This window comes from Blautia sp. MSK18_10 (assembly GCF_020553185.1).
In the GTDB taxonomy this organism is placed as follows: domain Bacteria; phylum Bacillota; class Clostridia; order Lachnospirales; family Lachnospiraceae; genus Blautia_A; species Blautia_A wexlerae.
The window spans coordinates 44362-70969 of sequence record NZ_JAJCGT010000010.1; the positions used below are offsets into that span (position 1 = coordinate 44362).

At 44.3% G+C, this 26608-nt stretch carries 19 protein-coding genes; all 19 read left to right on the forward strand.

What is annotated here, in order from left to right; genetic code table 11:
- Nucleotides 1–112: 112 nt before the first annotated feature.
- The 19 genes from nifJ (at nt 113) to LI074_RS06465 (ending at nt 26490) form a co-directional block, all read left to right on the forward strand.
- The gene (gene nifJ, locus LI074_RS06375) at nt 113–3649 is read left to right on the forward strand and encodes a pyruvate:ferredoxin (flavodoxin) oxidoreductase (RefSeq protein ID WP_144137161.1); all 3537 of its coding nucleotides are present in this window, start codon (nt 113–115) and stop codon (nt 3647–3649) included.
- A gap of 505 nt (nt 3650–4154) precedes the next feature.
- Nucleotides 4155–6890: a YfhO family protein gene (locus tag LI074_RS06380; RefSeq protein WP_173697985.1), complete on the forward strand. Its 2736-nt coding sequence runs from the start codon at nt 4155–4157 to the stop codon at nt 6888–6890.
- Nucleotides 6891–7201: 311 nt separating this feature from the next.
- Nucleotides 7202–8137 carry a glycosyltransferase family 2 protein gene (locus tag LI074_RS06385; protein WP_144137159.1) on the forward strand — a complete coding sequence of 312 codons (936 nt, stop codon included), beginning with the start codon at nt 7202–7204 and terminating at the stop codon, nt 8135–8137.
- Between the two features lie 14 nt (nt 8138–8151).
- Entirely contained in the window at nt 8152–8568 is a 417-nt protein-coding gene (locus LI074_RS06390; RefSeq protein ID WP_144137158.1) for a GtrA family protein, read from the forward strand.
- 24 nt (nt 8569–8592) lie between these two features.
- The gene (cobT, locus tag LI074_RS06395; RefSeq protein ID WP_022381054.1) at nt 8593–9645 is read left to right on the forward strand and encodes a nicotinate-nucleotide--dimethylbenzimidazole phosphoribosyltransferase; all 1053 of its coding nucleotides are present in this window, start codon (nt 8593–8595) and stop codon (nt 9643–9645) included.
- The gene (locus LI074_RS06400; protein ID WP_173697984.1) at nt 9645–10187 is read left to right on the forward strand and encodes a bifunctional adenosylcobinamide kinase/adenosylcobinamide-phosphate guanylyltransferase; all 543 of its coding nucleotides are present in this window, start codon (nt 9645–9647) and stop codon (nt 10185–10187) included. Before cobT ends, LI074_RS06400 begins: the two co-directional genes overlap by 1 nt.
- 45 nt (nt 10188–10232) lie before the next feature.
- Nucleotides 10233–11009: an adenosylcobinamide-GDP ribazoletransferase gene (locus LI074_RS06405; protein ID WP_173697983.1), complete on the forward strand. Its 777-nt coding sequence runs from the start codon at nt 10233–10235 to the stop codon at nt 11007–11009.
- Between the two features lie 10 nt (nt 11010–11019).
- Entirely contained in the window at nt 11020–11400 is a 381-nt protein-coding gene (locus LI074_RS06410; protein ID WP_022381052.1) for a bifunctional adenosylcobinamide kinase/adenosylcobinamide-phosphate guanylyltransferase, read from the forward strand.
- The gene (locus LI074_RS06415) at nt 11393–11992 is read left to right on the forward strand and encodes a histidine phosphatase family protein (protein ID WP_022381051.1); all 600 of its coding nucleotides are present in this window, start codon (nt 11393–11395) and stop codon (nt 11990–11992) included. The genes LI074_RS06410 and LI074_RS06415 overlap by 8 nt, the downstream gene beginning before the upstream one ends.
- A 306-nt stretch (nt 11993–12298) precedes the next feature.
- Nucleotides 12299–13630 carry a putative aminohydrolase SsnA gene (ssnA, locus tag LI074_RS06420; RefSeq protein WP_008703281.1) on the forward strand — a complete coding sequence of 444 codons (1332 nt, stop codon included), beginning with the start codon at nt 12299–12301 and terminating at the stop codon, nt 13628–13630.
- 113 nt (nt 13631–13743) lie between these two features.
- A complete protein-coding gene (ygfK, locus tag LI074_RS06425) occupies nt 13744–16743 on the forward strand; it encodes a putative selenate reductase subunit YgfK (RefSeq protein WP_173697982.1) in 3000 nt (999 codons plus the stop codon).
- Between the two features lie 428 nt (nt 16744–17171).
- Nucleotides 17172–19754 carry a selenium-dependent xanthine dehydrogenase gene (gene xdh, locus LI074_RS06430; protein ID WP_195277841.1) on the forward strand — a complete coding sequence of 861 codons (2583 nt, stop codon included), beginning with the start codon at nt 17172–17174 and terminating at the stop codon, nt 19752–19754.
- A gap of 2 nt (nt 19755–19756) precedes the next feature.
- Nucleotides 19757–20248 carry a 4Fe-4S binding protein gene (locus LI074_RS06435; protein WP_173680889.1) on the forward strand — a complete coding sequence of 164 codons (492 nt, stop codon included), beginning with the start codon at nt 19757–19759 and terminating at the stop codon, nt 20246–20248.
- Nucleotides 20249–20587: 339 nt separating this feature from the next.
- The gene (gene xdhA / locus LI074_RS06440) at nt 20588–22861 is read left to right on the forward strand and encodes a xanthine dehydrogenase subunit XdhA (RefSeq protein ID WP_055052750.1); all 2274 of its coding nucleotides are present in this window, start codon (nt 20588–20590) and stop codon (nt 22859–22861) included.
- Nucleotides 22862–22876: 15 nt separating this feature from the next.
- A complete protein-coding gene (xdhB, locus tag LI074_RS06445) occupies nt 22877–23761 on the forward strand; it encodes a xanthine dehydrogenase subunit XdhB (RefSeq protein WP_118633299.1) in 885 nt (294 codons plus the stop codon).
- Nucleotides 23758–24258 (forward strand): xanthine dehydrogenase subunit XdhC, encoded by a 501-nt coding sequence (gene xdhC / locus LI074_RS06450; protein ID WP_008703273.1) that lies wholly within the window; start codon nt 23758–23760, stop codon nt 24256–24258. Before xdhB ends, xdhC begins: the two co-directional genes overlap by 4 nt.
- A complete protein-coding gene (gene yqeB, locus LI074_RS06455) occupies nt 24255–25133 on the forward strand; it encodes a selenium-dependent molybdenum cofactor biosynthesis protein YqeB (RefSeq protein ID WP_022381428.1) in 879 nt (292 codons plus the stop codon). The genes xdhC and yqeB overlap by 4 nt, the downstream gene beginning before the upstream one ends.
- Nucleotides 25093–25809, forward strand: coding sequence for a selenium cofactor biosynthesis protein YqeC (gene yqeC, locus LI074_RS06460; RefSeq protein ID WP_062807712.1), 717 nt, complete (start codon nt 25093–25095; stop codon nt 25807–25809). The genes yqeB and yqeC overlap by 41 nt, the downstream gene beginning before the upstream one ends.
- A gap of 6 nt (nt 25810–25815) precedes the next feature.
- Nucleotides 25816–26490 carry a nucleotidyltransferase family protein gene (locus LI074_RS06465; RefSeq protein WP_173697980.1) on the forward strand — a complete coding sequence of 225 codons (675 nt, stop codon included), beginning with the start codon at nt 25816–25818 and terminating at the stop codon, nt 26488–26490.
- Nucleotides 26491–26608 lie beyond the last annotated feature (118 nt).

Genomic DNA, 26608 nt, shown 5'->3' on the forward strand with positions numbered 1-26608 from the left:
CACAGGCAGAAGATTATGTTATAATCTACAATGAAATTTGAGGTATATTTTACTTATGCCTTGAAATAAATAATTAATTTTTTCATCAACCTTTAAGGAGGAAAAACAAACTATGGCAAGAAAGATGAAAACCATGGATGGTAACCATGCAGCTGCTCATGCTTCATATGCATACTCAGATGTAGCCGCTATTTACCCGATCACTCCTTCATCTGTTATGGCGGAAGCAACAGATGAATGGGCAACCCAGGGAAGAAAGAACATTTTCGGACAGGAAGTTCAGGTAACTGAAATGCAGTCTGAGGCTGGTGCAGCAGGTGCTGTACACGGATCTCTGGCAGCAGGTGCTTTAACAACAACATATACAGCATCTCAGGGTCTGTTACTTATGATCCCGAACCTTTACAAAATTGCCGGTGAGCAGTTACCTGCAGTATTCAACGTATCTGCACGTGCACTTGCTTCCCACGCACTTTCAATCTTCGGTGATCACTCCGACGTTATGGCCTGTCGTCAGACCGGATGCGCAATGCTCTGCGAATCTTCTGTACAGGAAGTTATGGACTTAACACCTGTTGCTCACCTTTCAGCAATCAAAGGTAAAGTTCCGTTCATCAACTTCTTCGACGGATTCCGTACATCTCACGAGATCCAGAAGATCGAGACATGGGATTATGAAGATCTGAAGGATATGGCAGATATGGATGCAATCGCTGCATTCCGTAACCATGCCCTGAATCCGAATCACCCATGTCAGAGAGGTTCTGCTCAGAACCCTGATATCTTCTTCCAGGCAAGAGAAGCATGTAACCCATACTACGATGCTCTTCCGGCAGTAGTACAGGAATACATGGATAAAGTTAACGCTAAGATCGGTACAGATTACAAATTATTCAACTACTACGGAGCTGCTGATGCAGAACATGTAATCGTTGCTATGGGATCTGTAAACGATACAATCGAAGAAACAATCGATTATCTTGCAGCAGCAGGAAAGAAAGTCGGTGTTGTTAAAGTTCGTCTTTACAGACCATTCTGTGCACAGGCACTCATCGATGCAATTCCGGATTCTGTAAAACAGATCACAGTTCTTGACAGAACTAAAGAGCCGGGTGCACTTGGCGAGCCACTGTACCTTGACGTTGTAGCAGCATTAAAAGACAGCAAATTCGGCGGCGTAAAAGTATTCTCCGGACGTTATGGTTTAGGTTCCAAAGATACTACACCTGCACAGATCGTAGCTGTTTATGAGAACACTGCTAAAGAGAAATTCACAATCGGTATCGTTGATGATGTTACTAACCTTTCCCTTGAGACAGGTGCTCCGATCGTAACAACTCCTGAAGGAACAACAAACTGTAAATTCTGGGGTCTGGGAGCTGATGGTACAGTAGGTGCCAACAAGAACTCCATCAAGATCATCGGTGACAACACAGACATGTACGCACAGGCTTACTTTGATTATGACTCCAAGAAGTCCGGTGGTGTTACAATGTCCCACTTACGTTTCGGTAAGAAACCGATCAAATCCACATACCTGATCCACAAAGCAAACTTCGTAGCATGTCATAATCCATCCTACGTAAACAAATACAACATGGTTCAGGAACTTGTTGACGGTGGTACATTCCTCCTTAACTGTGCATGGGATATGGAAGGTCTTGAGAAACATTTACCAGGACAGGTAAAAGCTTTCATCGCTAACCACAATATCAAATTCTACACAATCGACGGTGTTAAGATCGGTATTGAAACTGGCATGGGACCAACACGTATCAACACAATCCTTCAGTCTGCATTCTTCAAACTTACAGGAATCATTCCTGAAGATCAGGCAATCGACCTTATGAAAGCTGCTGCTAAGGCAACATACGGACGTAAGGGTGATGATGTGGTACAGAAGAACTGGGCAGCTATTGACGCCGGTGCTAAACAGGTTGTTGAGATCCAGGTTCCGGAAAGCTGGAAAGATGCTGAGGACGAAGGCCTTCATATGACTCATGCAACAGAAGGACGTCAGGACGTTGTTGATTTCGTTAACAATATCCAGGCTAAAGTAAATGCTCAGGAAGGTAACTCCTTACCTGTATCTGCATTCAAGGATTATGTAGACGGTACTACACCATCAGGTGCAGCTGCATATGAGAAACGTGGTATCGCAGTTAACGTTCCTGTATGGAATCCAGAAAACTGTATCCAGTGTAACAGATGTGCTTATGTCTGCCCACACGCAGTTATCCGTCCTGTAGCTCTGACAGCTGAAGAAGCAGCTAATGCTCCTGAAGGCATGAAGACATTAGACCTTACAGGTATGAAAGAATATAAATTCACAATGTCCGTATCCGCACTTGACTGTACAGGATGTGGTTCTTGTGTAAACGTTTGTCCAGGTAAGAAGGGTGCGAAAGCACTTGCTATGGAAAACCTTGAAGCAAGCGCAGACGAGCAGAAATACTTTGACTACACAGTGAAACTGCCGGTTAAAGAAGATGTTATCGCTAAATTTAAAGAAGCAACTGTTAAAGGCAGCCAGTTCAAACAGCCTCTGCTTGAGTTCTCTGGAGCTTGTGCAGGATGTGGTGAAACACCATACGCTAAACTGATCACTCAGCTGTTCGGTGACAGAATGTACATCGCAAACGCAACAGGATGTTCTTCTATCTGGGGTAACTCCTCACCATCTACACCATACACAGTAAACGCTAAGGGACAGGGTCCTGCATGGTCCAACTCTCTGTTCGAAGATAACGCTGAGTTTGGTTATGGTATGCTTCTTGCTCAGAGAGCTATCCGCGATGGCTTAAAAGCAAAAGTTGAAGACGTTGTTGCTAACGGAACAAACGAAGACGTTAAGGCAGCTGGTCAGGAATGGCTGGATACATTTGCTGTAGGTGCTACAAACGGCGCTGCTACAGACAAACTTGTTGCTGCTCTTGAAGCTTGCGGATGTGACAAAGCAAAAGAAATCCTTGCTCAGAAAGATTTCCTGGCTAAGAAATCCCAGTGGATCTTCGGTGGTGACGGATGGGCTTATGATATCGGATTCGGTGGTGTTGACCATGTTCTTGCTAGTGGACGTGATATCAACGTTATGGTATTCGATACAGAAGTTTATTCTAACACAGGTGGACAGTCTTCCAAGTCTACACCTACAGGTGCTATCGCTCAGTTCGCTGCAGGCGGTAAAGAGACTAAGAAGAAAGATATGGCTTCCATCGCTATGAGCTATGGCTATGTATACGTTGCTCAGATTTCCATGGGTGCTGACTTCAACCAGACTGTAAAAGCTATTGCAGAGGCTGAGGCTTATCCGGGACCATCTCTGATCATCGCTTATGCTCCATGTATCAACCATGGTATTAAGAAAGGTATGGCAAAAGCTCAGACAGAGGAAGAATTAGCAGTTAAGGTTGGATACTGGCATAACTTCAGATTCAATCCTGCAGCTGAAGGAAACAAGTTCTCTCTTGATTCCAAGGCTCCGAGCATGGAAGATTATCAGGCATTCCTTGACGGTGAGGTTCGTTACAACTCTCTGAAACGTCAGAATCCTGAGAAGGCTGCAAGACTGTTTGCTAAGAATGAGGCTGAGGCTAAGGCTAGATTTGAATATCTGCAGAAGCTGATCGCTCTTCATAGCGCTGAATAATCTTTTCGGTTTTTGAACGATTGATAAACAATAATATAAAATAAATAGATAGAGCTATTTATAGTGTCCAGACGATATATGGGCCGCGGTACTTTTGTATCGCGGCTCTTTTTATGTGTTGGAACAGGGGGACGCCGGGGAATGACAGAACATCTGAGGCTCAGTCTCGGAACCATGTAATTTCTAAGTATTTGAAAAGCCGCTAAGGGCATTCAGAAATTGCTCAAACTCGCTTTGCTCAGACAGTGAGCAATTTCTGAATAACGCGGCTTTCCAAATACTAAGAAATTACATGAACCCTCGAGATTCGCTTCAGATGTTCTGTCATTCCCCGGCTGATTGTTGACTAAGACTTAATGTCTGACGGAAGGGAGGAGTGAGGGTACATGCAAAGGGAGAGGAGAAGTTGGGATATAAAGGGATGGGGATGTGTTTGACAAGGAGGAGATATTTGATTATAATCATCATGGTGTTTTAGAGGATTGATATAGATATAGGAGTTGTTATGAGGAGATTTGCGAGTAAGGATAGTAAGAGGGATTTCTATATATTATATACGCTGGTTTTTGGGGTTATTGCGGGGTTTATTTATTATCAGTTTGCGGGGAATGGAAAGTCTTTGGTGTGGAGTCATGACGGGATTCCGCAGCATTTGAATTCTCTGGCGTATTATGGGCGGTATCTGAGGGAGGTTCTGCATACGATTTTTGTAGAGCATAAGCTGGAATTGCCTATGTGGGATATGAATATCGGGTATGGTTCGGATATTCTTACAACTTTGCATTATTATGTGATCGGGGATCCGCTGACTTTGTTGTCTGTGTTTGTGCCGGCGGATAAGACGGAGGTTTTGTATGAGGTTCTGATTTTTCTGAGGATTTATCTGGCGGGGATTTCTTTTAGTGTTTTTTGTTTTTATCATAAGAATCCGAAGCAGGCGACGTTTATGGGAACGTTGATCTATATTTTTGCGGGATGGACGATTTATGCGGCTATGAAGCATCCGTATTTTTCCAATCCTATGATTTATCTGCCGCTGGTTCTGATGGGGATTGATAAGATTTATAAGAGGGAGAAGCCATGGCTGTTTATCTGGGCGACTGCGGTTTCGGCTATGTCGAATTTCTATTTCTTTTATATGATCTGTATTTTTATGTTTATTTATGCGGCTTTCCGATATTTTGGAATTTTCAGTGAGAGAAGTGTGAAGGATGTTCTGGGATGGCTGGTGAAGTTTATCGGCTATTATGCGGTGGCTTTGATGATCGCGGCGGTTATTTTTCTTCCGGTGATCATGACGATTTTTGGTACGGACAGGTTTCAGGCTGAGAATTATGTGCCTCTTTTATATGATAAAATTTATTATGAGAAGTATCTGGGTGATCTGATCGGGGAGAATATGATCCAGTGGGGGGTTGCCGGGTATTCTGCTGTTGCTATGGCGGGTGTGTTTGTGCTTTTTTCCAGGAAGAAGAAGTACCTGGATTTGAAATTGGGATTTGGGTTGTTGAATCTGTTCTTGCTGGTGCCTTTTGCAGGGCATGTGCTCAATGGTTTCTCTTATGTGTCCAACAGGTGGATCTGGGCTTATGGGATGATGATCGCGTATATTTTTGTGAAGGCGTATCCTGAGCTGTTTACTCTGACTGTCGGGGAGAAAAAGAAGATTTTTGTTATGGTCGTGGCCTATTGTGTGCTGGCTCTGTTTGCGAAGGCTGCAAGGACGCAGAGAAATATGGCCGGTGTGCTGGTTCTGGTATTGGCTGTGTTTACGGTTACTTCTTTTGGAAATATTTTTCTGCAGGGGAAGTATATGTGCGGGCTTCTCAGTGCTTTGCTTGTGGTGAGCATTATGTTGAATGTTTCTTATCAGTATTCTTATGAGAAGGATTATCTGTCGGAGTTTGCAGCCGAAGAGGAGTCGCTGGATAAGCTGGAGTCGAATACGGATAAGGCGGTTCTTGCTGCCGGGGATTCAGGTGTCTATCGTTATGACCAGTATGGGGCATTGCCCTATGATAATACTTCTATGTATATGGGTACGAACAGTACTGCTTATTATTTCAGTCTTGCAAACAGCAGTATCAGTGATTTTTTCAGTGAAATGTATCTGAATACGCCATGGGAGCAGCATTATGAGAACCTGGACGGAAGGACGATTCTGGACAGGCTGGCTTCTGTGAAATATTTTGTGATAAGTGGTGATAATTTCCGCTATCTTTCCTATGGATATAATAAAGAGAAGGGCTCTGCAGGAAAGGGAAAAAGTGAGTGCAGGGCTTATGAGAATGAGAATGCACTGCCTCTGGGTTATACTTATGACAGTTATATTCCTGAATCGGAATATGAGAAAATGGATGTGGTAAAAAAACAGCAGGCTTTGATGGACGGTGTGGTGCTTGAGGAGAGTACACTGCCTGAGGCATCTGTTGATGCTGATAATGAGAATATCCAGTATCGTATGGAGACAGGGGATGGTTGTGCTCTGTCTAAGGGAGCAATCAGGGTGACGAAGGAAGGGGCGCAGCTGAAGCTTGTGTTCCATGGTCTTACGGACAGTGAGAATTACCTGATCGCAGATAATCTGGATTATGACAGTCTTTCACCGAGAGAACTGATTGGTAACAGTCAGTGGAAGAAGATGTCTGAGTATGACAAAAATAAGGTTCTTGATGAGGACAGCCGGTGGCGATACTGGAAGGAATCAAAGGAAGCGGCTATGACAGTCAGCTCCAATGATGTGACCAAGACCATAAAGATTTTTACGGATAAGTATAATGCCTACAGTGGACGGCATGATTTTCTCTGCAATACGGGATATTCCAGATCAGGGGTTCGTACTATGACGATCACCTTTGCCAATACAGGTGTTTATACCTATGATAAATTAAGAGTTGTGAGCCAGCCGGTGCAGGGGATTGAGGAAAAAACTGTGAAGCTGGGTGAAGAAGCTCTCGAGAATGTAAAAATGGGAACGAATGAGATTACAGGGGATATCAGTGTTTCCGAAAAAAAAGCTCTTGTGTTGTCTGTTCCGTACAGTAAGGGATTTACGGCTTATGTGGACGGGAAAGAAACGAAGCTTCAGAAGGCGAATACCATGTTTATGGCTCTGGAACTGGAGCCTGGTTCACATGAGATACGCCTGACATATTGTACGCCTTACCTGAAAGCAGGAATGCTTCTTTCTGTTCTGGGGCTGGTTATATATGTAATGCTGGTGTTCAGGAAGAAAAAGTAATCCAAATTCCATTGCTTCAGGAAAGTCTGGAATGAATTTGAGTCTCATTACTGAGAACGAAGAGAACAGTAATATACGTGCTACTATCCTGTGAAGTGTTTGACACACTGGAGCATGCAGATTGTTGGAATGGACATTTCTGTAAATTTGTGTATAATAAAGTAGAAATAAGAATTGCGGGAGCTGTAAAGTGCTTAGGAGTAAAATAACCTTTTGCCCCTGACATTATAGAAAATATTTACAGGAGTAACAGACAGTGAATGAGAAACTAGTCTGTTGTAAATGAATGAAACAAAATGAGGAATGACATCATGAGTAAATTATCAGTGGTACTTCCGGCATATAATGAGGAGCTGATGGTTGGGAAAACCTGTCGGGTGCTGGCGGAAGTTCTTACAAAAGCGAAGATTCCCTATGAGCTGGTGGTTGTAAACGATGGTTCCGGCGACCGGACATGGGAAGAGATTCAGAAGGCAGGAGAGAGGGATGCGAATGTGACAGGCGTTCTTTTTTCCAGAAATTTCGGAAAGGAAGCAGCGATTTTCGCAGGGCTTGCGCAGGCCTGTGGAAATGTGGTGGCTGTCATGGACTGTGACCTGCAGCATCCGCCGCAGACACTTATTGAGATGTACAGGCTGTGGCAGGAAGGCTATGAAGTGATCGAGGGTGTGAAGGCAGACAGAGGAAAAGAGGGCTTTTTACATAAAGAATGTGCAGGATTTTTCTATGATATCATGTCTAAGGCAACTAAGGTGAATATGAAGGATGCCTCGGATTTTAAGATGATGGACAGGAAGGCTGTGGACAGTATTCTGTCTATGCCTGAGAGGAATATGTTCTTTCGGGCTACCTCTTCCTGGGTGGGATATAAGACTACCAGTGTGGAATTTGAGGTGCAGGAGAGAGAGGCCGGCGTTTCCAAGTGGTCTCCGTGGTCTTTGGTGAAATATGCGTTCACAAATATCGTGGCATTTACTACTTTTCCGCTGCAGTTTGTTACAATCACAGGAGCGATATGTTTTATCTGTTCGCTGGTACTTATGGTCTATTCGCTTGTGCAGTATTTTACAGGTTCTGCAGTGGAAGGTTATACCACCCTGCTGATGGTGCTGCTTCTGGTGGGAAGCGCCATGATGATCAGTCTTGGAATTATTGGATATTATATTTCCAAGATTTATGAAGAAGTAAAGCGCAGACCGAGATATATTATTTCAAAAGTAATTAAGAATGGAAATATACAGGACTGAGAGGATATATTTGTATGAAGCAATGGATCAGAAAAATGTATGAAAGTTCCGTTATCCGCTATATTTTCTTTGGCGGATGTACCACTATGGTAAATCTGGTCAGCTTTTTCATTCTCAGAAATCTGAAGGTGGAGCTGAATATCGCCAATATTATTTCGATCATCCTGGCGATCCTGTTTGCCTATGTGGTAAATTCGAAGTATGTTTTTCAGGATAAATGCGAGACATTGAAGGATCATGTTCAGCCATTCTGCAAATTTGTCAGTGCCAGACTGGTCACTATGGTGATAGAGGTTGGCGGTGTATGGCTGCTTGTGTCAGTGATGGGGCTTAATGATATGATCGGGAAATTCCTGACACAGTTTATTGTGTTGATACTGAATTATGTATTCAGTAAATTTTTTGTGTTTACAACAGGGAAATCAAAATAATGAAGGAAAAGAGAGGGAAAACTCATGACTCTGGAAGAAGCTATTGCAAAGATTAAGCCATTAGATCACAATGCCATGGAAATTGCACAGAAAAGATGGGACAGTATTGCGAAACCACTGCATTCTCTTGGAAAACTGGAGACTCTTTTGATCCAGATCGCGGGAATTACAGGAAACGCAGAGGTGGATCTTTCCAGGAGAGGTCTAATCGCCATGTGCGCGGATAATGGTGTGGTAGAAGAGGGTGTGACACAGACCGGACAGGAAGTTACTGCCATCGTTGCCGAGAATTTTCTGAAATATGACACATCTGTCGGTGTGATGTGTAAGCAGAACCATGCGGAGATTTTTCCGGTGGATATGGGGATGGTGACGGATACAAAAGTCCGCACAGACCATAAAATTGCCTATGGTACACAGAATATGACCAAGGGTCCTGCCATGACAAGAGAACAGGCTGTAAAGGGGCTTGAAGCAGGCATTGACATGGTAAGGGAACTGAATGATAAGGGCTACCGGATTCTGGCAACAGGGGAAATGGGAATCGGAAATACAACTACCAGCAGTGCAGTTGCTTCTGTGTTGCTGAAACAACCGGTGGAAGAGATGACAGGGCGCGGCGCAGGTCTGACCAGCGAGGGACTTGTGCGCAAGATCAATGCGATCAAAAAAGCCATTGCATTAAATGAACCAGATCCTGAGGATGCCATTGATGTTCTGGCAAAGGTAGGCGGTCTTGATATCGCTGGAATGGCAGGTGTCTTTCTGGGAGGTGCGGTTTATGGTATTCCTGTAGTCATGGACGGATTTATTTCCTGTGTTTCTGCGCTGATCGCCATGCGTATCTGCCCGGCTGCGAGGGATTATATTCTTGCATCCCATGTATCAAATGAGCCTGCTGCCCATCTGATCCTTGAGAATATGGGGAAGGAGGCAATCATTCATGCGGATATGTGTCTGGGCGAGGGAACCGGAGCAGTAGCTTTATTCCCGATCCTTGATCTGGCAGCAGCGGTTTATCATTCTATGAGTACTTTTGATGATATCCATGTGGAACAGTATGAGGAGTTGAAATAATGCTGACGCTTGTGACAGGGGGGAGCGGGAGCGGAAAATCTGCTTTTGCGGAAGACAGGGTGCTTTCTTTCGGGGATGCACAGAGGATTTACATAGCGACCATGCACCCTTTTGATGAAGAGAGCCATAAAAGGATCGAGAGACACCAAAAGATGCGTGCAGGAAAATGTTTCGAGACAGTTGAGTGCTATACAGGGCTCAAAAATGTGAAACTGCCTGCCGGATGTGTGGTGCTTCTGGAATGTATGTCGAATCTGGTGGCAAATGAAATGTTTGAAGAGCAGGGAGCCCATGACCGGACAGTTTCGGAAGTTACAAAAGGGATTGAGAATCTGCTGGGACAGGCTGCTCATGTGGTAATCGTTACAAATGAGATTTTTTCAGATGCGGTTGTGTTTGATGGAGATATGGATTCTTATCTGGAATATCTGGGAAAAATCAATCAGGCTGCTGCGCAGAGAGCTGATGAAGTGGTGGAAGTTGTATATGGGATACCAGTCTTTCACAAATCCACAGATACCTGCAGCAATCTTTGCAAATAATACATTTGACAGGATTGACATACTATGAAAAAGAGGAATTGATCAATGAAATCTTTATGGAATAATTTTAAGGTGGCATTTGCCATGTTTTCTAAGATTCCCATGCCCCGCGCTGACTGGACAAAGGAAAATATGAAGTATATGTTCTGCTTTTTTCCGTTTATCGGAACTGTGATCGGCGGGCTGACTATGCTGGTGGCGTATCTGGGACTTCGGTTTGGGTATCAGCCGGGATTCGTGACAGCAGTGCTGGTGCTGGTACCTGTATTTGTGACAGGCGGGATCCATGTGGATGGTCTTTTGGATACTTCGGATGCCCTGAGTTCCTGGCAGGAGAGAAGCAGAAGGCTGGAGATTCTTAAGGATTCCCATGCAGGTGCTTTTGCCGTTATTACTGCGGCGGTATATTTCATTGCCTGGTACGGCGCTTACAGTCAGTTGTTTAACGGTGCAGAGAATATGAGGGTGATCGGAATTCTGAGCCTTGGCTTTATGGTTTCCAGATGTCTGTCAGGGATCGGAGTTATTACCTTTCCGAAAGCAAAGGCAGACGGTACAGTTGCTGAGTTTTCCAGAAATTCTTCAGATGTGCTCTCGAGAAATGTGCTGATCGTCTATCTGGTGCTTCTGGCTGCGGGAATGATCTTGATCCGGCCTGTATGGGGAAGTCTGGCTTTTGTGGGAGCTTTGCTGATTTTCTGGTATTATCATCATATTGCGATGAAGTACTTTGGCGGGACAACCGGGGATATTTCGGGATTTTTTCTTTGTATCTGTGAAGTTGGGATGGCATTGATCCTGGCGGTGGTTTCTAATTTTTGAGGAGAAGAGTATGGAAATGATAATCGGCGGTGCATATCAGGGAAAGACTGAATATGCCAGGAAACAGTATCCACAGTTAAGGTGGAGTGACGGCGGTTCTGTCACAGAGGAGGAACTGATGAATGCTCAGGGTGTAACTGGTTTTCAGCAGTATATCCGTAGTGAACTGGAGAATGGAAAGGATGTGTCAGATCTTGCGGAAAAAATCATCTGTAAGAATCCAGATATTGTCCTTGTCTCTCAGGAAGTAGGGTACGGGGTTGTACCTGTGGATGCTTTTGACAGAAAATACAGAGAGGCTGTAGGGCGTGTATGTACGAAGCTGGCAGCATACAGCCATAAGGTGACGCGCGTGATCTGCGGGATCGGAACGGTGATCAAAGATGATTAAGTTATGGCTGATCAGACATGGAAAAACAGAAGGGAATAAACTTTCCAGATATATCGGCACAACGGATGAGCCGTTATGTCAGGAGGGAACAGAGTTTCTGCATAAGATGGATTATCCAAAGGTTCAGGCGGTTTATGTAAGTCCTCTGAAACGATGCGTGCAGACAGCAGAGATTCTTTTTCCGGGAGAGCCGGTACATATTATTGAAGAACTGGCAGAATGCGATTTCGGAGAGTTTGAAAATAAGAACTATAAAGAGCTGGAAGGTAATCCGCACTATCAGGAATGGATTGACAGCAACGGTACTCTGCCTTTTCCGGGAGGAGAAAGCAGGGAAGGGTTTAAAAGCAGAAACCTGAGAGGATTTGACAGGGTTGTGTCCGGATGTATCCGCAGCCATGTGGCAGAGGCGGCACTTGTCATCCATGGCGGTACGATCATGAATATCATGGAAGAGTATGCAGATATACAGAAACCATTTTATGAGTGGCATGTGAGAAATGGCGGCGGCTATGAGGTGGAGCTGGATGAGAATCTATGGAAGAATGGACGAAAACAGCTCAGGGTTAATTCTGCGATTATGGAAGGATAACTCTCCTATCTTACAAAAATTGTTGACAAACCTGAAAATTTGTCATAAAATCAGCTTCATCAGAAAACAGGAAAATCAAAAAAGAACGAGGTTGTTCATTGTCATCAATGACTGCCCCGTTCTTTTTTTATCTGTTCACCGGAGATAGTATAAAACCTAAAAAAAATTTGAAAAACCAAAAAGTTTTTGTAAATTCTACTTGCATTATCCGGAGAAATATGTTACAGTATTAGTACATAATTCCTAAACAAAAGGTAAAAAGCAGTAGCGAATTGGTAGTTTTTAACAAGTGAAAGGAGGAACTATATGCTGGTAATTGGTAATGGAAGAATGATCACACAGGACGCATCCAACCCATTCCTGGAGAATGGTGCTGTAGCAATGGATGGTAACACCATAGTAATGGTGGGGGTAACTGAAGAGGTAAAGAAAGTTTATCCGGATGCTGAATTTGTTGATGCGAAGGGTGGGGTTATCATGCCGGCATTTATTAATGCCCATGAGCATATCTACAGCTCCTTCGCAAGAGGCTTAAGCATTAACGGATATAATCCTCAGGGATTTCTGGATATTCTGGATGGCTTATGGTGGACAGTTGACCGTCATCTGACACTGGAGCAGACAAAGCTTTCTGCATATGCTACATACATTGATTCTATCAAGAACGGTGTAACCACAGTGTTTGACCATCATGCAAGTTTTGGCCATATTACAGGTTCCCTCAATGCGATCGAGGAAGCTGCGAAGGATTTAGGTGTGCGTACCTGCCTCTGCTATGAGATTTCTGACCGTGACGGAATGGAGAAATCCAGAGAATCTGTAATGGAGAACGTGAATTTTATCAAGCATGCACTTGCAGACGACAGTGATATGATCGCCGGAATGATGGGTATGCATGCATCCTTTACAATCTCTGATGAGACAATGGCTCTCTGCAATGAACTAAAACCGGAAGGTGTTGGATATCACATCCATGTAGCAGAAGGCATTTACGATCTCCATCAGTGTCTGAAAGAGCATGGCAAACGTATTGTTGACCGTCTTCATGACTGGAACATCCTTGGACCGAAGACTTTGCTCGGTCACTGTATCTATGTGAATGAACATGAGATGGATCTGATCAAAGATACAGATACCATGGTTGTACATAACCCGGAATCTAACATGGGTAATGCATGCGGATGTCCTCCAACCATGAGAATGGTACAGAAGGGAATCCTCACAGGTCTTGGTACAGACGGATATACTCATGATATGATGGAATCCTGGAAGGTTGCAAATGTTTTACACAAACACAGCCTCTGCGACCCGAACGCAGCCTGGGGAGAAGTTCCACAGATGCTTTTTGAAGGAAATGCAAAGATTGCAAACAGATACTTTAAGAAACAGCTCGGTGTCCTGAAAGAGGGTGCGGCAGCAGACGTGATCGTGATCGATTATGATCCGCTGACACCAATGAATGAAAGCAACATTAACGGACATCTGATGTTCGGTGTAAACGGAAGCATGGTCCAGACTACTGTATGTAACGGTAAAGTCCTGATGAAAGACCGCGAAGTCCTTGTATGCGACGAGGCAAAAGTTATGGCAGACTGCCGTCAGGCTGCAAAAGAACTTGCAGATGATATTAATGGTTAATCTGTAAAGAATTGTAAAAAAGATAAGTTTTCTGCCTGGCAAAAATAAATGTAAATAAAATATAGAACGGATGGAGAGAAGCCATACCGTATGAAATAATGGAGGATCGGATTATGAGTGAAGTCATGACCTGTATGCCCTTTGAACAGTTAATGAACTGGGTATTAGAAGAAAAGAAAACAAAAGGAACAGTTTTCGGACAGCACAGAGCTTATGCAGCGGAAACTGACAGGAAGCTGAATATATTTGAGAGAAATCTGGAAACACCGATCGGACCTGCTGCAGGACCGCATACACAGTTAACACAGAACATTGTTGCTTCTTACTATGCAGGCGCACGTTTCTTTGAGCTGAAAACAGTTCAGAAGATGGACGGTGCAGAGCTTGCAGCCTGTATCAACAGACCATGTATCCTTGCAGATGATGAAGGATATAACTGTGAATGGTCTACAGAGCTTTATGTTCCTCAGGCAATGGGAGAATATATTAAAGCATGGTTTATCCTGCATGTGATCGCCAAAGAATTTAATCTGGGTGCACAGGACGGATTCCAGTTCAATATTTCCGTTGGATATGATCTTGCAGGAATCAAAGAGCCAAAGGTTAATACTTTCATTGACAGTATGATGGAAGCAAAAGATACTGAAATCTTTAAAGAATGTAAACAGTGGTTATTGGACAATGTAGATAAATTTGAAAAAGTTACAAAAGAGGATATTGAGGCGATTCCGTCTGATATCTGTAATTCCGCAACAATCTCTACTCTCCATGGATGTCCTCCAAACGAGATTGAGAGCATTGCAAATCATCTGTTTAAAGAGAAACATCTGAACACATTTATCAAATGTAACCCGACTCTCCTGGGATATGAATTTGCCAGAAAGACTATGGATGACATGGGATATGATTATATGGTATTCGGTGATTTCCATTTCAAAGATGACTTACAGTACGAAGATGCGATCCCGATGTTTAAGAGACTGCAGGCACTTGCAGATGAACTGAACCTTGCGTTTGGTGTGAAGATCACCAATACATTCCCTGTAGATGTTACAAGAAATGAACTTCCAAGCGAAGAAATGTATATGTCCGGAAAATCTCTTTTCCCATTATCCATTTCTCTTGCAGCCAGACTTTCCCGGGAATTTGACGGAAAACTCCGTATCGCTTATTCAGGCGGTGCTGATTACTATAATATCGACCGTATCGTCGGATGTGGTGTATGGCCTGTAACAGTGGCAACTACACTTCTGAAGCCGGGCGGATATCAGAGATTTACCCAGATGGCAGAGAAAGTAATGGCTAACGGTGTGAAAGAATGGAAAGGTATTGATGTAGCTGCACTTGAGCAGTTGGCCGAGGATGCGAAAAAAGATGCTCACCATGTAAAGAGCATCAAACCGCTTCCTAAGAGAAAAACAGATTCAGAGGTTCCGCTCCTTGACTGTTTCTTTGCTCCATGCGAAGAAGGATGTCCAATTCACCAAGATATCACAACCTATGTGAAGCTGGCAGGAGAAGGCGATTATGTACAGGCATTAAGAGTTATCCTTGAGAAAAATGCACTTCCATTTATCACAGGTACTCTCTGTGCGCACAACTGTATGTACAAATGTACACGTAACTTCTATGAAGAACCTGTAAATATCCGCAACACTAAGCTCATCGCAGCACAAAACGGATATGATACAGTGATCGGTGAGATCAAAGCAGGCACAGCAGACGGTAAGAAAGTAGCTGTTGTAGGTGCAGGTCCTGCAGGTATTGCTTCTGCATACTTCCTTGCAAGAGCAGGTGCTTCTGTAACAGTATTTGAGAAAGAAGAGAAAGCCGGCGGCGTGATCCGTTATGTGATCCCGGGATTCCGTATCTCTGATGATGCAATCGATAAAGATGTTTCCTTCATCCAGAAGATGGGTGTGGAGATCAAAACAGGTACAGAAGTGAAATCTGTACAGGAATTAAAAGCACAGGGTTATGACGCAGTGATCGTTGCAACAGGTGCAAATAAACCGGGTACTCTGAAGCTTGAAAAGGGTGAAACCATCAACGCTCTGAAATTCTTAAGAGATTTCAAAGCAACTGACGGTAAGGTTGCGCTGGGTAAAAACGTAGTTGTGATCGGTGGCGGTAACACTGCCATGGATACTGCAAGAGCTGCGAAACGTACAGAAGGTGTAGAACATGTTTACCTGGTATACAGAAGAACCAAACGCTATATGCCAGCAGCAGAAGATGAGTTACTGGAAGTACTGGAAGAGGGCGTAGAGTTCAAAGAACTTCTTTCTCCTGTATCTCTGGAAAACGGCAAACTGCTCTGTAAGAAGATGGAACTTGGCAGCATGGATGCTTCCGGACGTGCAGGTGTAACAGAAACGGGCGAAACAGAAGAAGTTTTGGCTGATACAGTGATTGTTGCAGTTGGCGAGAAAGTTCCGACTGAGTTCTATGAAGCAAATGGTATTGCGGTCAATGAGCGTGGAAAAGCCCGCATCAATGATAAGACAATGGAGACAAGTGCAGAAGGCGTTTACGTTGTCGGTGACGGTGCAAGGGGAGCTGCTACGATCGTAGAAGCGATCCGCGACGCACAGGTTGCTGCAAAAGCAATCCTTGGACATGATATTGTAAAAGGACAGCCTGTACCGAGAACAGAAAAAGACTGTTACTCCAAAAAAGCAATACTCAAAGAAAGCAAGGATGCTGCGAACGAAAGTGAGCGCTGTCTGACCTGTAATAAAGTCTGTGAGAATTGTGTAGATGTATGTCCAAACAGAGCAAACATCTCCATCAAAGTTCCGGGAATGGCAATGAATCAGGTGATCCATGTAGATTATATGTGTAACGAATGCGGCAACTGCAAGAGCTTCTGTCCATATGCAAGTGCACCGTACAAGGATAAATTCACATTATTTGCTTCTGAGGCAGATATGGCAGACAGCACAAATGATGGATTTGCAGTGATCAATCCGGAGACAAAAGAGTGCAAGGTTCGTCTCCTTGGTCAGATTTCCGACTGCAAGGCAGATGATGCAAATGATAAGTTGTACGAAGGTCTTCGCAGACTGATCTGTGCAGTAATCGATGATTACAGCTATCTGATCATGAAATGATGATCCTAGTACATCGTTTTCGAAATAACTATACCACTCACTTGTCTGCGAATCCGATTGCACAGGTCTAAAAGCCTCAGCGTAGCCCGCTACGCCTGCGTTTTTATACCAGCACACTCGAATCCGCATCCTACGCGATTGGTATAGTTATTTACGAAACGCTGTACTAGAGCGTGTCTGAAAACAGGAATAAAGAGCTGTAAAATAATTTTAAATTTGTAATATCAGATAACTTATAAAGAAATATTTAACTCTGTCCACAGCAGAAAAAGGCTGTGGACAGCGTTGCATATCAGGCTGAATCGCGGCCGCATGTTACTTTTATAATAAATTCATGCGGTATCACAGGCAGATAAAAAACAGAAAGAGGTAAACTCTGGCTGACTGCCCTAATTGGCAGACGTGCGAAAAAGAAAGGAGAGTCCGATATGGCAGTATTTACAGTCAATGGACAAAAGGTCGAACCGACCGGAAATCAGAAACTACTGCGCTTTTTGAGGGATGAACTTCATCTGACTTCAGTGAAGGACGGCTGCAGTGAAGGAGCCTGCGGAGCCTGTACAGTTATAATTGACGGAAAAACATGCAAGGCATGTGTGCCGGACACAGATTTACTGGATGGCAGGACAGTGATCACAGTAGAAGGACTGACTGAATGGGAGAGGGAAGTCTATACCTACGCTTATGGAAAAGCAGGTGCTGTTCAGTGTGGATTCTGTATTCCGGGTATGGTAATGTGTACAAAGGCTCTTCTGGACGTGAACAAAGAGCCCACAGATGATGAGATTAAATATGCACTGCGCAATAACTATTGCCGCTGCACGGGCTATGTAAAAATTATGGATGCAGTAAGGCTGGCTGCGAAAGTTTTAAAGACGGGTGTGATCCCGGATGATCTGGATCCGGACTGGAATATAGGACATAGAGTATCCAGAGTGGATGTGGAGGAGAAAGTACTGGGAACCGGCAAATATCCGGATGATTTTTACTTTGACGGAATGCTGTATGGGGTGGCACTCAGAAGTAAATATCCACGTGCACGTGTACTTGAGATCGATACAGCAGCAGCAAAGGCACTTTCCGGGGTAGAAGCGGTATTAACAGCAGAGGACATTCCGGGAGAGAATAAGATCGGACATCTGAAACATGATCAGTATTCACTGATACCTGTAGGGGGTCTGACACATTATCTCGGAGATGCCATTGCCGTTATTGCTGCAAAAGACAGAGAAACAGCTGAGAAAGCTAAGAAACTGATCAAAGTAAAATATGAAGTGCTGCCTCATATTCGTACAATTGAGGAAGCAGCGGCAGAGGATGCACCGAAGGTATTTGATGAAGAAGAAAATAATATCTGTGCACATAAACATATCAGCAGAGGAAATGCAGATGAAGCAATCCGTAATTCCAAATATGTGATCAGTCATCATTTTGAAACCCCATGGACTGAACATGCATTTCTTGAGCCTGAGTGCGCAGTGGCTTTGTATGATGAGGACGGAGATATTTTAGTATATTCCACAGATCAGTCTGCACACCAGACATTACATGAGTGTTCCCTGTTACTTGGAACGGACAGAGTAAAGGTACAGAATGCACTTGTAGGCGGCGGATTCGGCGGAAAGGAAGATATGACAGTACAGCATCTGGCTGCGCTGCTCACTTATGCTACTAAGAAACCGGTGAAGATGAAACTGACCAGAGCAGAATCCCTGCTGGTTCATCCGAAGCGTCATCCGTTTTATATGGATATGACCATGGGCTGCGATGAGAACGGCAATATCATGGGGGTAAAAGCGAAAGTAGCATCAGATACAGGTGCATTTGCCTCACTTGGCGGTCCTGTGCTGGAACGTGCATGTACTCATGCGGCAGGTCCCTATCATTATGAGAATTTCGAGATTGAAGGAACTGCTTATTATACCAACAATCCGCCTGCCGGAGCGTTTCGCGGTTTTGGTGTAACCCAGACCTGTTTTGCAACAGAAACCCTACTGAATATGATGGCAGACAAAGTAGGTATCACTCCATGGGAAATCCGTTACCGCAATGCGATCCGTCCCGGTGAGACGCTTCCGAATGGTCAGATCGTAGATAATTCCACAGGTCTTGTGGAGACACTGGAAGCTGTAAAGAAGAAGTATGACGCTGCTCTGGAAGAAGGAAAACCGGTGGGAATCGGCTGCGCCATGAAGAATGCCGGTGTCGGTGTCGGTATCCCGGATACAGGCCGCGTGAAACTCGTATTTGAGAAAGATAAAAAGCTGCACATCTATTCCGGTGCTTCCTGTATCGGCCAGGGACTTGGTACAGTCCTGACACAGATGGTAGTCACCAATACAGATCTGAAGCATGAAGATATTGTATATGAGAGAAGTAATACCTGGTTCGCACCGGATTCAGGTACAACTTCCGGTTCCAGACAGACTCTGGTAACAGGGGAAGCCTGCCGCAGAGCCTGCGATAAGGTTATGGAGGACCGCAATGCAGGTAAGACCATTGATGATGTGATCGGTAAAATTTATTATGGGGAATATCTTGCAAAGACAGATCCTCTTGGCGCAAATGTGCCGAATCCTGTTTCCCATGTAGCCTACGGCTATGCGACGCAGATGTGTATCCTGGATAAGAAAACAGGTAAGATTGAGGAAATGGTTGCTGCTCATGATGTGGGCAAAGCAGTCAATCCACTGTCCTGTGAAGGCCAGATCGAGGGCGGCGTAGTGATGTCCATAGGATTTGCACTGAGAGAGCGTTATCCGATCGATGAGAACTGTAAACCAATTGACAAGTATGGATCGCTTGGTCTGTTCCGCTCTCATGAGATTCCGAAAATCGATGCCATCGTTGTTGACAAACCGGGACTGAATGTAGCCTGTGGTGCCATTGGAATCGGTGAGATCACCTCTATCCCAACTGCACCTGCAATTGCAGATGCATATTTCAGATGGAATGGTGAAAGACAGTATAGTCTTCCTCTGACCGGAACACCATATGAAAGGAAGTGCTGAATATGGCAGTAAAGAAGAAATTTCCATATCGCGCGGCTGTAGTTGCATGTAATGGGGGGTGCAGATCAGCCGAAGGTGAGGCCGGCTGTGCAGATGGATGTATCGGATGTAAAGCCTGTATAGATAAATGTAAATTCGAAGCCATTTCCATCAATGAGTATGGTGTGGCGGAAGTAGATGAGGAGAAATGCATTGGCTGTGGTGCCTGCGCAAAAGTCTGCCCACAGAAAGTGATCCATGTCCATGAGTGTGCAAATTACATTGTGGTAAAATGTTCCAATAAGAAAAAAGGTGCAGAAGCAAAGAAACAGTGTGACGTCAGCTGTATCGGCTGCGGAATCTGCGAGAAGACCTGTACAGCCGGTGCGATAAAAGTAAAAGACAGCTGTGCTGTGATCGAGGAATCCATATGTCTGAGCTGTGGTATGTGCGCAGTGAAATGCCCAAGACACGTTATCCATGACCTGCATGGAATATTGACAGAAATACGTTAAGTAAATCAGGTTACTGTTCACTTTGTTCTTAGTAATACATTGCAAAGGATATTCTCAGTGAACAGTAACCCAATCAAACAACTTCGTTAATAGGAAAATAATACGTAAAAATTGAATAAAAGATTGCAATTTCATATCCAAATATGCTATACTTAAATCAGAAAACAGATAACAATTATGCAAATAAAAAGTAAATTCGCCTGATGTCAGAAAAAAGGTGAAGGAAAGTAGCATGGTTCGGAGCCGGACATAAGTCCTGAGGGGAACAGACAGATACCTTGGGGTGTGTCCGGCTCCTTCTATATAATAACCAAAAATAAATACAGAGAAGGTGAAAACATGATTGGAAAGAGTGTTCCAAGAGTAGATGCCTATGACAAAGTTACAGGACGTGCAAAATTTACTGATGACCTGGTTCCTGCCAACTGTCTGGTGGCAAAAATCTATCACGCAAAGATCGGAAACGGTATCGTAAAATCAATCGATACCAGTAAAGCAGAGGCTCTGGACGGCGTAGTAAAAGTGGTTACTTTTAAAGACGTACCGAATCATTGTTATCCTACGCCGGGACATCCCTGGTCTGTGGAGCTGGCACATCAGGATGTTGCAGACCGCAATATCCTTACCGGAAGAGTCCGTTATTACGGAGATGATATTGCTGCTGTAGTGGCAGAAGATGAAATCACAGCCCAGAGGGCATTGCGCCTGATCGAAGTTGAATATGAAGAATATCCGGTAGAAATCCATCCGCGTAAATCCATGTATGGAAGCAAACCGCCAATCCATCTCGACAAAAAGGATAATGTACTTGTCCGTTCCAATTACTTTATCGGAAATGTGGAAGAAGGGCTGAAGGAATCCGAAACAGTTATAAAACGCAGTTATAAAACCCCGATCGTGCAGCACTGCCACATTGAGAATCCGATTTCCTGTGCATACATGGAAAATGGCAGGATCATAGTTGTGACTTCCACTCAGATTCCGCATATTGTCCGGCGTGTGATCGGGCAGGCTCTTGGAATCCCATGGGGAAAGATCAGAGTCATTAAGCCATACATAGGTGGAGGATTCGGAAATAAGCAGGATGTGCTGTATGAACCGTTAAATGCGTTTCTTACCACGCAGGTTGGCGGCAGACCGGTCAAACTCGATATAACCAGAGAGGAAACTTTCTGCAACACCAGAACCCGTCATTCTATTGAGTATGATCTGACGGCAGGTGTTGACAGTGAGGGGCATCTTCTGGCAAAGGATATGCTGGCTATTTCCAATCAGGGAGCATATGCCTCCCATGGACACGCCATAGCAGCCAATGGCCTGACTGCCTGGAGGCTGCAGTATGCATGTCCGAATATCAAAGGAGAAGCATATACTGTCTATACGAATACACCGGTAGGCGGAGCGATGCGTGGATACGGGATCCCGCAGGTATGTTTTGCAATTGAGTGCTTTATGGATGATATTGCAAAAGAGATCGGGATGGATCCTCTGGAGTTCAGAAAGAAAAATCTTATCAAAGGATATTATGAGGATGCTTACCTGAAGCCGATCGCAGCAAACACCAACGGGATTTTTGAATGTCTGGAAAAAGGTGCAGATTATATCCACTGGGAAGAAAAACGAAAAGAATATACAAACCAGACAGGTAATATCCGCAGAGGCGTCGGAATGTCACTTTTCTCCTATAAGACGGGTGTATGGCCGATCTCACTGGAAATTGCAGGTGCAAGAATGACTCTGAATCAGGATGGAAGTGTTGGCCTGATGCTGGGAGCTACTGAAATCGGTCAGGGTGCTGATACGGTATTTTCCCAGATGACGGCTGAGGTTTTAAATATGGATATCAGTGATATTCATATCCAGACAGTCCAGGATACTGATGTAACGCCATTTGATACCGGTGCCTATGCATCCAGACAGTCGTTTGTAACAGGAACAGTTGTTAAAGACTGCGCAAATCTTCTGAAGGAAAAGATTCTGGCTTATGCAAAAGAGCTGCTGCCTGAAGAGACAAGGAAACTGAGGCTTGATCATGGATGGATCATGGCAGGAAAGGATCCGGCAATATCTCTTGGAAATCTTGCATTGGAGAGTTATTACAGTCTTGGCAATTCTTCTGTTATTACAGCAGAGGTTTCCGAGCAGGTAAAGAAAAATACGATTGCCACAGGATGCTGCTTTGCTGAAGTGGAAGTTGATATAAAGCTTGGCAAGATCAAAATCCTTCATATCATTAATGTGCATGACAGCGGTAAGCTTATTAATCCGAAACTGGCTGAAATGCAGGTACAGGGCGGTATGTCTATGGGAATGGGATACGGTCTGTCAGAGCAGCTCATTCTGGATGAGAAAACAGGAAGACCACTGAACGGAACCCTGCTGGACTATAAACTGATGACAATGATGGATACTCCTGATATCAAGGCAGATTTTGTGGAACTTGATGATCCGATTGGACCTTTCGGAAACAAAGCACTGGGTGAACCGCCGGCAATTCCGGGTGCACCGGCAATCCGTAATGCAGTACTTCATGCAACAGGTGTAGCCTTTAATGAAAATCCTCTGACACCACAGAGACTGATCGATGGCTTTATAAGGGCCGGACTTATTTAGAGGGGAGGGGATTTTATGTACGATATTGAGAACTATTATCAGGCTGAAAGTGTAAAAGATGCTGTGAGATTACTGAATGAACATCCGGATGCCAGGATCATTTCCGGAGGAAGTGATGTGCTGATCAAAATCCGGGAGGGAAAATTTGCCGGAACTTCTCTGGTGAGTATCCATGGGATCAAAGAAATCCAGGGTGTAAAAATGGCGGATAACGGAGATATTTATATTGGTGCCGGAACTGTCTTCTCACATATAACAAATGATGCAATTATCAGGAAATATATTCCGGTTCTTGGCGAGGCTGTAGATCAGGTAGGAGGACCACAGGTACGAAATATTGGTACTATCGGTGGAAACATCTGCAACGGAGCAGTCAGTGCGGACAGTGCACCGACCGTATTTTCCCTGAACGCACTGCTGAGGCTGGAAGATGGAAAGGAAGGCCGTCTTGTACCTGTAAAAGATTTCTATCTTGGACCCGGCAGGGTGGATCTGCGGCAGGGAGAGATCCTGGCCTATGTGATCATTCCTGCAAAAGAATATGAAGGGTATCATGGTCATTATATTAAGTATTCCATGCGAAATGCCATGGATATCGCAACGATCAGCTGTAGTGTGGTGAGCAAGGTAGATCAACAGGCAGGAGTGATAGAAGATGTGCGCATTACCTTTGGAGTTGCAGCTCCGGTTCCGTACCGCTGCACAAAGGCAGAAGAGGCTTTGAAGGGCATGAAGATAGAAGAAAGCCTGTATGAAAAGACAGCACAGCTGATCCGGGAGGAAATCAATCCGAGAGATTCCTGGAGAGCATCCAGGGCATTTCGTCTTCAGATTGGCGGAGAAATTGCGGCACGGGCATTGAGACGTACCGTAGAACTTGCAGGAGGTGACCGCATATGAAAAAGCAGATGCAGCTTGTACGATGTACAGTAAACGGAAGAGAAGTTGAAGAATATGTAGATGTAAGGGAGTCACTGCTTGATATGCTTCGCAACCGGCTTGGACTAACTTCTGTAAAAAAGGGCTGTGAAGTAGGAGAATGTGGTGCCTGTACAGTAATCATAGACGGAGAGACTATTGACTCCTGTATTTATCTGGCAGTCTGGGCGGAGGGTAAAAATATCCGTACACTGGAAGGTCTGGAGAAAAACGGAGAACTTACCAGGATTCAGGAGGCATTTATCGAAGAAGGTGCCATACAGTGCGGTTTCTGCACTCCCGGATTTATCATGTCTGCCACTGTTTTACTGGAACGTGGAGAGAAATTATCAAGAGATGCTATTCGGAAACATATGGCAGGAAATCTCTGCCGCTGCACAGGTTATGAGAACATTGTAAATGCGGTGGAAAAAGTAATGGATGAAAATGAGACAAGAAGAGGAAAGACAGTAAGATGACAAACAGATACACAAATGTCCCAAAATCTGACAATAAACCGGAAAATGTTGTAATAATAAGAGGTGGCGGTGATCTGGCCAGCGGTACGATCCACAGATTATACCGATGCGGCTACCGTCTTCTGGTACTGGAATGTGAGAAACCCACTGCGATCAGGCGAATGGTTTCTTTTTGCGAGGCTGTTTACGACGGGCAGTCTTCTGTGGAAGGAGTTCTCTGCAGAAAAGTTGACAGTGTAGAGGAATGCGAGGCAGTCTGGAAAGCCGGGGAGATTCCTCTTATGGCAGACACAGAAGGAACTGTCCTTAAGAAATACAGACCTGCAGCACTGATAGATGCAATTCTTGCAAAAAAGAATCTTGGAACCACCAGAGAGATGGCAGATCTAACCGTTGGTCTTGGACCGGGATTTGTGGCAGGTGAGGATGTGGATTATGTAGTGGAGACTATGAGAGGCCACAATCTTGCCAGAATCATCACAAAAGGCGCTGCTATGCCAAACACAGGAGTTCCGGGTATCATTGGAGGATTTGGAAAAGAGCGCGTGCTCCATGCTCCTGCTGCAGGGGAAATCCATTGTATCTCAAAGATTGCAGATATCGTGGAGAAGGATCAGGTCCTTGCCTGGATCGGAGATACACCTGTCAGGGCTTCTCTTACAGGAGTTTTGCGTGGCATGATCAGAGATGGATTTACAGTGCCGAAGGGGATGAAAATTGCAGATATTGATCCGCGCAAAGAACAAAAGAAAAACTGTTTCACGATTTCCGACAAAGCCCGCTGTATTGCCGGCAGTGTATTGGAAATCCTGCTTTCAGAAGGAGTGATGCCATATGAAGCACCAGGTCGATTTTCTGGAACTGCTGCAGATTGATTATGAAAAATACCCTGTGATCGCTGTAGTTGGCGGCGGCGGCAAAACCAGCCTGATCTACCGTCTTACAGATGAACTGATCGATAAGGGAAAGAGAGTGATCATTACCACGACCACCCATATGGCAGGAGAATCTGAACTTCCGTTTGCCAGGGGCGGAGATGCAGTCAGGGTAAAAGAACTTCTGGACAAAGAAAGATATGTGATTGCTGCGGAATATGAGGAGGACACCGGTAAATATGCGTCTCTGACAGAAGAAAAACTGGAAGAACTGAGAGAATTGTGCGATGTAATGCTTGTGGAAGCGGACGGAGCAAAGCATCATCCGGTAAAAGTCCCGGAGAAATGGGAGCCTGTAATCCCCAGATGTGCGGACATTGTGATCAGTGTGATCGGGCTGGACTGTCTGGGGCAGCCAATCAGTCAGAGTGCTTACCGTATGGAACGTACCTCGGAATTTCTCAGGAAAAGTCTGGAAGCTCCGATCACTGAAGAAGATATTGTAAAGATTGCGACTTCTATCTGTGGACTTTTTAAGGATGTGGAAGAAAGAGTATACAGAGTGTATCTGAACAAGTCAGATATACTCAGAGAGAAAGAACCTGCAGAGCACATTGTTGAGGAACTGGAAAGGAAGAATACAGTAGCGGCTTACGGAAGCCTTTTGGAGGAATAAATTATTTTGAAAATTGCAATGATCATGCTGGCGGCTGGAAACAGCCGCCGTTTTGGGGCAAATAAACTGTTATATGAAATAGACGGAATACCTATGTATCGACATGTGCTGGAACAACTGGATGATACAAAGAAGAAAATAGAAAATATCTATTCGGAATATTCAGATATTACAGAGGATAATAATTCAGATATTGTTCAGTTAAATAACCTGTACAGAAATAATATTACAGCAAAAATAATCTGTAATATTATTGTTATTACTCAATATGACGCCATTGCAGAAGCAGTGAAAACAAAGGAAATACAGGTTTTGTATAATCCCCATCCGGAAGATGGAATTTCTTCCTCTGTAAAAATCGGTCTGAATGCCAGCCTGGATGCAGATGCAGTGCTTTTTACTGTGTCTGATCAGCCCTGGCTTACCAGTGAGACAATCTGTGAACTGATCCATGTGTTTTTAAACACTTCCAAAGGAATCGCCTGTGTTTCCTGTCAGGGGAAAATGGGAAATCCATGTATTTTTGACAGGAAATATTACAATGAGCTGCTTTCTCTGGAAGGGGATAAAGGCGGTAAAAAAGTGATCATGAAACATCTGGATGATACGCAGATTTATGAGATAGAAGCAGGCAGGGAACTGGAAGATATTGATTATTATGAATCTATAGCAGTCCACTAGTACATCGTTTCGTAAATAACTATACCAATCGCGTAGGATGCGGATTCGAGTGTGCTGGTATAAAAACGCAGGCGTAGCGGGCTACGCTGAGGCTTTTAGACCTGTGCAATCGGATTCG